The 10,705-nt window shown below is 34.7% G+C and carries 8 protein-coding genes; 6 read left to right on the top strand and 2 right to left on the bottom strand.

Annotated features, from left to right (window positions below):
• Together AA089_RS25225 and AA089_RS19690 are read left to right on the top strand one after the other, a co-directional pair.
• On the top strand, positions 1–362 hold a 362-nt coding region (locus AA089_RS25225; protein WP_241480017.1), incomplete at its 5' end, for a DUF6252 family protein.
• Positions 363–512: 150 nt separating this feature from the next.
• Entirely contained in the window at positions 513–3,788 is a 3,276-nt protein-coding gene (locus AA089_RS19690; protein WP_082113368.1) for a T9SS type A sorting domain-containing protein, read from the top strand.
• 128 nt (positions 3,789–3,916) lie between these two features.
• On the opposite strand, the gene dnaK is transcribed toward AA089_RS19690, so the two are convergent.
• Positions 3,917–5,824, bottom strand: a complete 1,908-nt coding sequence (dnaK, locus tag AA089_RS19685; RefSeq protein WP_046758718.1) for a molecular chaperone DnaK — start codon at positions 5,822–5,824, stop codon at positions 3,917–3,919.
• 683 nt (positions 5,825–6,507) lie between these two features.
• Here dnaK and AA089_RS19680 point away from each other — a divergent pair.
• Entirely contained in the window at positions 6,508–7,926 is a 1,419-nt protein-coding gene (locus AA089_RS19680) for an L-serine ammonia-lyase (protein WP_046758717.1), read from the top strand.
• Positions 7,927–8,237: 311 nt separating this feature from the next.
• Here the strand turns inward: AA089_RS19680 and AA089_RS19675 are convergent, their stop codons facing one another.
• Positions 8,238–8,696, bottom strand: a complete 459-nt coding sequence (locus tag AA089_RS19675; RefSeq protein ID WP_046758716.1) for a nuclear transport factor 2 family protein — start codon at positions 8,694–8,696, stop codon at positions 8,238–8,240.
• A 166-nt stretch (positions 8,697–8,862) separates the two neighbouring features.
• Here AA089_RS19675 and AA089_RS19670 point away from each other — a divergent pair, with 166 nt between their 5' ends.
• The 3 genes from AA089_RS19670 to AA089_RS19660 are packed head-to-tail and all read left to right on the top strand — an operon-like array spanning position 8,863 to position 10,537.
• Complete coding sequence (locus AA089_RS19670) at positions 8,863–9,732, top strand: bile acid:sodium symporter family protein (RefSeq protein WP_046758715.1); 870 nt, start codon at positions 8,863–8,865, stop codon at positions 9,730–9,732.
• 11 nt (positions 9,733–9,743) lie between these two features.
• Entirely contained in the window at positions 9,744–10,220 is a 477-nt protein-coding gene (locus AA089_RS19665) for a GyrI-like domain-containing protein (RefSeq protein WP_046758714.1), read from the top strand.
• Between the two features lie 17 nt (positions 10,221–10,237).
• Positions 10,238–10,537 carry a YciI family protein gene (locus AA089_RS19660; protein WP_046758713.1) on the top strand — a complete coding sequence of 100 codons (300 nt, stop codon included), beginning with the start codon at positions 10,238–10,240 and terminating at the stop codon, positions 10,535–10,537.
• Positions 10,538–10,705 lie beyond the last annotated feature (168 nt).

The raw sequence follows: 10,705 nt of genomic DNA, 5'->3' as shown, positions 1-10,705 counted from the left end.
TAGTGGTAAATTATGAATTTGTGAATGGAGAATTCTTTTTTGGACTAACCTTTAAAGACCAAGAAGGTATAAATAACAAAACTGTAAATATTGGTACTGGTTTCATTGAATTACAAGCAAATCAAACCTATATCTTGAATAAAAATTTTGATGATGATGGGGACTATACTGGAGGAGGAGGAACATATTCTACCTCAGTATTGAATCTCTATAAAACTAATAGTTCAATCACGGGCGAACTAACCATCACAAGAATCGATCTTTCCAACTCCATTATCTCTGGTATCTTTTGGTTTGATGCAGTTAATACCGATGGAGAAATCGTAGAAATCCGAGATGGACGCTTTGATTATCAATACTAATTTTATAGCAGCAACAATCAAAATATCTTTAGCGCTAGAAATCTAGCCATTTTTAATCTTCAACTATAATTTTCAAACTAAACACAAGTAATACGGTGTAATAGTTTGAGAGGGAAATCAATAGTAAATTTTAACCAAACAAATATATTCATGAAAAAAAAGTATCTTTTAGTACCATTATTATTTCTGTGCTGTATGCAAGGAGTGTTTGCTCAATTAGGTCCTATCGGACCAACAATTGATGATGATGAAGTCTATGTTCCGTATGCTACACAAATTAGCACCATTTTTGAACACCTAGAAAAGAACCGAGTCCCACATGGTATTTTAACCGATTTTGGACTAGAATATGTAGATTTAACAGCATATGACGGTAATTTGACCAACGAAAATCATACCAGCCGAGCTACTGTCCACGAATCTTTTTATACTCTAATTTCATCACGTATTCGGGAGGTAAATACAGGGTTTATGCAACCCGTAGATTTTGAAAAACTTTGGCACAATCAACGAACACAAGGAATTATAACACTTGGAGGGCTTTATTTTAAATATAGTAAATTTAAAGACGATGCACGGACTTCTGGCAAAGTAACAGTGATTAATAATCAAGTATACGATGTTTACAATCGTGGTACGTGGCAAAATCCGTATGAAGAAAAAAGTATGTTTGTACTGGCGCCTTCTGTAAATCAGTACAAAGGACTAAATGTACAAGTAAAATTGCCACAAAACATTTTTCTATCCAACTATCCTTCTCAGATACAAAGTGTAGCCGTCGATTTTCAAGATGGTTTAGGCTACAGAACTATTGCTTACAACCAAATACTCAATGTAAGTTATACACAAACTGGCACTTATGTTTGGAAGTATAAATTAAACTTAACAAATGGTACCATTCTATATAGTCACTCCGAAGTGGTTATTAAAAAAGGGTTACAAACACAATCTGCTCAGAACCTGACAACATTACAACCACGCAGCCAAACTGGAAATACTTTTCAGGAAAATCCAAATTTGGATGTCTATTTCAAGACTACTGTTACTGCAACAGTTCCCTATTATGGAAAAAACGCAACTGCTACATTGTATATTAGAGATGCAGATGGTGACAATCAAATTACCAATCCGCTGATTGTTGCCGAAGGATTTGATACAGGCGCCGTTTTAAACCCTGAACAGGAAGCTGGCGATAGTAATATTGAAGATTTTATCGAAAGTTATCTTTTTAACCAATCACGATCTGCATTATTACAAAACGAACTAGACACCTATGATATCATTTATGTTGATTGGGATAATGGCGTTGACTTCATACAGCGGAACGCATTTGCCTTTCAGGAAGCAATTCGTTGGGTAAATGATACTAAAACTACGAACACACCAAATACTGTAATTGGACAAAGTATGGGTGGTTTGGTAGCGCGTTATGCGTTGGCAGATATTGAACAAAATCAAAATTTTAACCATGACACTACTCTCTATATAAGTCACGATGCGCCACACTTAGGTGCCAATACACCGATATCATTGCAACATTTTAATCGTCATATCAAAGGCTTATATCAAAGATTGCCGATCGCATATGCGTTTGCTGATGTATTAATTCCACTAGCCTATGACGGTGCAGCTATTTTTGCAGATTCATTAAATGATATTTATGGAACAAATTTAAGCGTAGATCAATATGTAGCTCCAAGTGAGTATTTGGGCGTTGCAGATTTCCCAGCTTCTCGACAAATGCTTTACAATTGGGTTGCGCCAAATTATACTATTTTCAATGGTGTTCATGATGTTTGGCAACTAGAGTTGAGCAATATGGGCTACCCACAAGGAGATCCTAATGTTCCTATACGGAATATTGCCATTTCTAACGGTAGCGAATGTGGTGTCACACAAGCAATACAAGGTGATATTACTGGAATATCAAAAGATGCTGCAGATAAAACAGTTCTGAATGCTGTAATTGGTATTACAGATTTAGGTGTTGCCGCAGCACTGGTAATTGGAGGAGATTTTCTTGATGCCGTTTGGCTTACTACACTAGCAATAGTTCCAGGAAGTTCATCATATGACATCGATTTTTATATGAGACCTATGGTACAACTCAACCAAAACAAAGAAATCTATTATGGCCGTATTCGATATAAAAAGAAGGTATTATGGTTTATTCCTGTGAATGTGAATTTCACTAAAGTTACGCAACATCAACCAAATGGAATCCTTCCATATGACACTTATGGTGGTGGATGGTTTAATCCTGAAAGCGTATTAAATGAATTACCTAGTGCCATTTCTAATTTCTTAGGAGACATTCAAACACAAGCCTACGGTTTTATTCCTACTGCAAGTTCGCTTGATGCAGGTTCAGGGACTACAAATCTTGATGATTTTGACTACCGAAGAGATTATGTAGGTGAAACGCCACCAGCTGCACCAAAAAATAGTCCTTTTGAAAATTTTGTAACCCATTTTGATCCTTTCAATATCGCCAATAATAATAGCGCACATATTTCTTTTAATAGAAGAAACGGTGATTGGTTATTTGCAGAATTAAATGATAATCAAAACCCAATATTTACAAATTGTTCTATGTTTTGTGATGAAGATTTGATATCAGGACCTGGTTTGGTATGTAATTCGGCTATTTATATAATAAATGGTTTAGATAATTTCACTACAGTTACTTGGACTTTAGACAATCCAAATTCGGCAATTATTACTGGAAATAATAATGCACAAATTACTTTAACAAAAGCACCTGGGTTTAATGGATTTGTTACGCTTACGGCTCAAATTAACTCACCTAGATGTGGTTTTGTTGTTAGAACAAAACGAATTTATTTAGGAGTTCCTACAGGTAGCCCAACTATTAGTGGAGATAATGATTTGAATCCTGGTCCAACGGATAGTGCTGTATTTTCAGTAAACACTAACAGTGTAAGTTCTTTTAGCTCAATAAACTGGACAATATTTAGCTACTCATTCCCTAATGCAATTCAATATTTCACTATACAACCAACAGGAAACGGAAAAACGATTGTTGTCACTGCTAATAGTAATGTTCCTGAGGGAGATTACATAGTTCAAGCTCGTATAACTAATACTTGCGGTTTTATTCCAGTTGATAAGGAATTTCATGTCAACGAAGGTGGTAATGCCCAATTTTATCCAAGATTTTTTACTGTATCACCAAATCCATCAAACGGCATTATAAATATACAGCTAAAAGATACTTCTAAAACTCCTCAAAATCAACAAGAAATACAAGGAGAATTATATGACATTTATGGTCGATTTAAAGAAAAAGTTATCATATCTAACTATGAAGCTAAGGTAATTACAAATCGTTTAACTACTGGAATTTATGTTTTAAAGATTTACATGGATAAAACAGTAGAAAGTCATCAAATAATTGTCAAATAAAGAATAATTAAAATTTTAAAATTATCAATAAAAAAACCAGCTCAATTGAGCTGGTTTTCTACTTTATATATAAAAGTGAGATTACTTCACTTCTTCGAAGTCTACCTTTCGACTCCGCTCAAGACAGGCTACTTGACTTCTTCGAAGTCTACGTCTTGTACATCTTCTCCGTCTTTATCATCTCCTGTTGGAGCTGACGCTTCTGGTCCTGCTGCACCGCCTTGTTGTGCTTCTGCTTGCGCTTTGTACATTTCTTCACTTGCAACTTTCCAAGCTTCGTTGATTTTCTCTAAAGCTGGATCAATTACTGCGATATCTTTTGTTTCATACGCCTTTTTCAACTCTTCCAAAGCATCTTCAATTGGCTTTTTCTTATCATCCGATAATTTATCACCAAATTCTTTTAATTGCTTTTCTGTTTGGAAAATCATTGAATCTGCTTCGTTCAATTTATCAACAGTTTCTTTTGCTTTTTTATCAGCTTCAGCATTTGCTTCTGCTTCTTGCTTCATTCTTTCGATTTCTTCTTCTGTTAATCCTGAAGAAGCTTCAATACGAATGTTTTGCTCTTTGTTTGTTCCTTTATCTTTCGCAGAAACATTGATAATTCCGTTTGCATCAATATCAAACGTTACTTCAATTTGAGGAACGCCTCGTTGTGCTGGTGGAATTCCATCTAAATGGAAACGACCAATTGTTTTGTTGTTTGCTGCCATTGGACGTTCACCTTGTAATACGTGAATTTCCACAGATGGCTGATTGTCTGCTGCCGTAGAGAATACTTGAGATTTCTTTGTTGGAATTGTAGTGTTTGCTTCAATTAGCTTCGTCATTACATTCCCCATCGTCTCAATTCCAAGAGAAAGTGGTGTTACGTCTAATAATAATACGTCTTTTACATCTCCTGTTAATACTCCACCTTGAATTGCTGCTCCAATTGCTACAACTTCATCAGGGTTTACACCTTTACTTGGTTTTTTACCAAAGAACTTTTCTACTGCTTCTTGTACTGCAGGAATACGTGTAGAACCTCCAACTAAGATGATTTCGTCAATATCTCCTGTAGATAAACTTGCATTTTTTAATGCTGTTTGGCAAGGTTCGATTGTTCTTTTTACTAAATCGTCAATTAATTGCTCAAATTTTGCTCTAGATAATGTACGTACCAAGTGTTTTGGTCCACTAGCTGTTGCCGTAATGTATGGCAAGTTAATTTCTGTCGAAGTGGTACTTGATAATTCAATTTTAGCTTTTTCAGACGCTTCTTTTAAACGTTGTAAAGCCATTGGATCTTTACGTAAATCCATTCCTTCTTCATTGTTGAACTCATCTGCCAACCAGTTAATGATTTTCTCATCAACATCATCTCCACCTAAATGTGTATCTCCGTCAGTAGATAATACTTCAAAAACTCCGTCTCCTAATTCTAAGATAGAAACATCATGTGTTCCACCTCCAAAGTCAAAGACAACGATTTTTTGATCTGTACCTTTTTTATCCATTCCATAAGCTAATGCCGCAGCAGTTGGCTCATTGATAATTCTTCTTACTTTTAATCCTGCAATTTCTCCTGCTTCTTTCGTTGCCTGACGTTGTGCATCATTAAAATATGCAGGAACTGTAATTACAGCTTCTGAAACATCTTGTCCTAAGAATTCTTCGGCAGTTTTCTTCATTTTTTGAAGAATCATTGCTGATAATTCTTGTGGAGAATATAAACGTCCGTCGATATCAACTCGTGGCGTATCATTGTCTCCTTTTACTACTTTATATGGAACACGTCCTGCTTCTTTAGAAGAATCTGAGAATTTATTCCCCATAAAACGCTTGATAGAATATACCGTTTTTGTTGGGTTTGTTACAGATTGTCTTTTTGCAGGATCTCCAACTTTGATTTCTCCACCTTCAACAAAAGCAATAACAGAAGGAGTTGTTCTTTTTCCCTCAGCATTTGCAATTACTACTGGCTCGTTTCCTTCCATTACAGAAACACATGAGTTGGTAGTTCCTAAATCGATTCCAATAATTTTACTCATAACTTATTTAAACTTTTATCTATTGTGTTGTGTTATACTTTATTTTTACTGTGAAATTTTCTAATTCGAGTTGTATAAGTCAATGACTGTGCCAACTCCAAAATGATAAAGTTTTGTCAGATTTGTTTGAAATTATGGCAAAAAAAATGACAGGTTGTCATAAATAGTCGCTGTGTGTTATTGCAAAACGTATTGCTTTCTGAATTGAACACATAAAAAAACCTCGAATTTCTACGTTAAAATTTCAGGTTTCACTTAGTGTAATGGTATTAAGATTTCTTTAGCGCTGATTCAATATGTTTTACTTATGGTATTTGTTTTCCTGTTGCAACTTTCTATGCATGTGTATTTTAAAAAAATAAAGATGAGATGTAATTATTTTAGAGAGTTATTGTAAATATTTGTACTTTTCTTAGTATTCAAAACTTAGTTCTTTTATTTTATTTGCTGTCACGGCACCACATACGTGGGTAATGAAACGCATGAAGATATGAAATGAACTGGAAGTCTTAGACACTTTGTTTTATACGGAACTTACGCGTGTCTATTTGTGATTCCATTGAAAACGCTAGTAATTTAGAAGACTATTGACTTTTTTACGAAAACGTTTGAAAAAAGAATAAATCTTCGCAAATTTCAAACAATAAAAGTATATTTACCGCACAGAAGTAATTATACTAATTATGGAATATATCAGTGTTTTTGATATGCTAAAAATTGGCATTGGCCCTTCAAGTTCGCACACTTTAGGACCATGGCGTGCAGCCGAAAGCTGGATTAAAGAACTCAAAGAAGCAGCACTTTTTGACGCTGTGACTTCTATTAAAGTAGATTTGTTCGGTTCGTTATCATTAACTGGAAAAGGACACGCTACAGATTTGGCAGTTTTACTAGGTTTGTATGGCGCCGATCCTGAAACAATTCCTACCGAACGTATTCCAGAAATTGTAAAATTGATTGATGGACAGCAAATTTTACCATTTAATCAAGAAAAATCGGTTCCTTTTTTACCAAGTAGAGATATTATTTTCAACACTAATTTTTTACCTTTTCACCCAAATGGGATTACGTTTCATGCCATTGTAGATCACAAAATACATTCGTCTACTTTTTATTCTATTGGTGGCGGATTTGTAGTTAAAGAGCATGAAACACACGCAGATACCGATCATCCAATTCGGATTTTCCCGTTTCCAATAAATAAAGCAACTGATTTATTAAATTTTTGTGAAACGGAACAAAAGAAAATTTCTGAAATTGTTTTATTAAACGAAACCTTACTGCGCTTTCCTGAAGAAATTGACGCCGAATTACGTAGAATTTGGAAAACCATGTTAGAATGTATGTATTTGGGCTGTCATACCACAGGTTTTTTACCTGGCGGATTGAATGTCAGACGAAGAGCATACGATATTCATCAAAAATTAAAAGGAGATTTACCGTATGATTCTCCCGAAGATTGGTTGCAAAAAATTCGAAAGACTGAAGTGAAATTTCGCCAGATTTTTAAATGGGTAAGTTGTTTTGCGTTGGCAGTAAATGAAGTGAATGCTTCTTTGGGAAGAGTTGTTACAGCGCCGACCAACGGAAGTGCTGGCGTTATTCCGGCCGTTTTAATGTATTATATGGTTATTGAAAATCATAAAGCAGATTTTAAACATATCAAACGATTTTTATTAGTTGCTGGCGAAATTGGAAGTATTTTTAAGAAAGGTGCTACTATTTCTGCGGCTATGGGCGGTTGTCAAGCTGAAATTGGCGTTTCGTCTGCAATGGCAGCTGGTGCGTTGACTGAATTGTACGGCGGAACACCTGAACAAGTAATGGTTGCTGCCGAAATTGCCATGGAACATCACTTGGGAATGACTTGTGATCCTATTGGTGGTTTGGTACAAGTACCGTGTATTGAACGAAATTCGATGGGTGCCATTAAAGCCATTAATGCAGCAGAACTCGCGATGGAAACCAATCCTAAAGATGTAAAAGTGCCACTTGATAAAGTGATTAGCACCATGTGGGAAACTGCAAAAGATATGAATTCGAAGTATAAAGAAACTTCCGAAGGCGGATTGGCAGTTGGCGTAAATTTAGCAGATTGTTAGGGTTCGATTTATTTGATTAAAAGATTCAATGATTTAAGGTTTTTCTACTAGTGTAACTAGATTTGAAAGTACAATGGATTCATGTAAAAAATAGATTGTCTCAAGTTTTTTTAAAAAAAATCGTAATGACAATTAAACTTCATAATGTCAAAAGTAAAGCAATACTGATATAACCAACTGGCGAAGCTATCCAAAAATTATTCCCGATACCTTCACAGGAATGACAGTTCAGTTGCTAACAACTCCAGCGAAACGACCAAAAAGCAAAGTGACCCAAAAGCAAAGCGACCCAAAAGCGAAGCATTCTAAAATTATTCCCGACATCCTTTTTTACGTCGCGTATCAATTAAGTAAATGATTTTCCAGTTGCCGTTGTCTTTAAAGAGTTGAAACGAATTGACGCCACAATGCAGAAATTTACCGTCTAACCAAAATTCGTACGGTGTCCACACATTTGCCATAGTACCATCAACTTGTACGTTATAGGAAAGAATCTTTTCATTCCACGTTGGACTTTCTGCTCTATTTACGACAGCTTTTATAAAACCATCAGCTTTTTGATTTCGTAAAACAGCTTCTCCGTCTTTATTGATAAAGGTTGTTTGCAATATGATATCTTCATGCACAACTGCCTGCATCATAGCAGCATCCTTTTTGTGAAATCCTTCAAAGAATTGAATCACGGCTTGTTTTGCCGCTTTTTCATCATCGGTTTGTGCATGCATGCTAAAGCTAATTACACAAAATAATAAAAGGATATAGGTTTTCATTCGTTTAATTTTTTGGAAAATAATGTAAAAACTAGACAACTAGTTTGGTTTTATCATAGTTTTAAGATTTTTAACAGATTACATTCTCAAGTTATTAAAAAATAATACTCCACAAAAGTTGATTTCATTTTTTATGAGTACATTGTTTGTATAAAACAATCAACCAATGATTACCACTATTTTAACCAAAGTATTACTTCCGTTATCGCTTGCTATTATTATGTTTGGCATGGGAATGACGTTGGTTCCAAAAGATTTTACACGAATTACAAAATATCCAAAAGCTGCCTTGATTGGAATTGTAAACCAGCTTATATTTTTACCAATTATTGGATTTTCATTAGCCGTTGCGTTTGATTTAGACGCCACAATGGCAATCGGACTAATGATTTTGGCTGCTGCACCAGGTGGACCTACTAGCAATTTGATTACACAAATTTGTAAAGGAAATATCGCCTTGTCAGTTACGTTGACAGCTGTTGTTAGTTTTGCTACAATTTTGACAATTCCGACTATTTTATCCTATTCTTTGGAGTATTTTGGAAGCAATACTGCTGTTGTTATTGAGTTACCTATACTTGACACAATCCTGCAAATTTTAGTCATTATAGTGGTTCCGATCACGATTGGAATGCTCGTCAGGCGTGCAAAACCCGATTTTGCTAACCGAATGGAAAAACCCATGCGACGCGCTTCTACAATCATTTTTATTTTGATTTTTATTGCGGTTGTTGCTGCCAATTTGAAGTTTTTAGGAAACGCCATGAAACAAGTCGGATTGGTCACTTTAGCCCTTAATATTGCAACTATGGGACTTGGCTATGCTACTGCGCGCTTGTTCAAGTTAAACCTAAAAGATGCTATATCTATTACGGTCGAAAGTGGCATTCAAAACGGAACACTTGCCATTGTAATTGCCACTAGTATTTTGAACAATTTGGAAATGACAATTCCTATTGTAGCCTATTCTATTTGGATGTTTGTAACTGGAAGTATTTTAATGTGGTATTTTAGCAAACGGAGAGAAACTAACTAAATTTTATGCGAATGACACCAACAATACAAACGCTTCCGCAGAAAAAACTCATTGGGAAATCAGCTCGAATGTCTATAATTCAAAATACAACTCCTGTACTTTGGAAACGTTTTATGCAAAATCGGAAAAGTGTTAAAAACACAATTGGTACAGACTTATATTCGATTCAGATATATGATGATCTTTCCTATTTTAAAAATTTCAATCCTCATACTGAGTTTACTAAATTTGCCATGATTGAAGTTACCGATTTTGAAGAAATTCCTGATGAAATGGAATCTTTAATTATCGAATCTGGCTTGTATGCAGTTTTTATCTACAGTGGTTTGCCACAGGATTTTCCAGCATTTGCCAATTATATTTTTGGAGAATGGTTGCCAAATTCTGAATATGAATTAGACAACAGACCACATTTTGAAGTTTTGGGAGAATATTACAATCCGACAAGTAAAAATTCGCAAGAAGAAGTTTGGATTCCTATTAAATAATTTAAAAAAAACAGCATATGTTTATAGTTTCACTTACTTATAAAGTTTCTTTAGAGGTTGTTAATCAACACTTAAACGATCATATTGATTATTTGAATGAACAATACAAATTGGGCAATTTTCAAGCTTCAGGCAGAAAAGTTCCAAGAACTGGCGGCGTCATTTTATCAACAGTAAAAAACAAACAAGTATTGATGGAAATTTTAGAGAAAGATCCTTTTAAAATACATAATTTGGCTTCGTATGAAGTTATTGAGTTCATTCCAAGTAAAACCTCAGAAGATTTTTCTTTTTTACAGGAAAATATTGTACATTAAAAAATCCTAGAAATCTTACTAATCGCACCATAAGATTCCTAGGACTAACTAAACTAACGTGTGTTTCGATGTCACTCTAATATCTTAAACTAAACTGTGTATAAAGTTTAAGTATTTTATACATTTTTACACTTTTATAAATAATATCAGTAAACAAACACCAATCTG

The organism is Kordia jejudonensis (assembly GCF_001005315.1).
Classification (GTDB): domain Bacteria; phylum Bacteroidota; class Bacteroidia; order Flavobacteriales; family Flavobacteriaceae; genus Kordia; species Kordia jejudonensis.
This window is presented reverse-complemented; position numbering and strand designations above follow the sequence as displayed.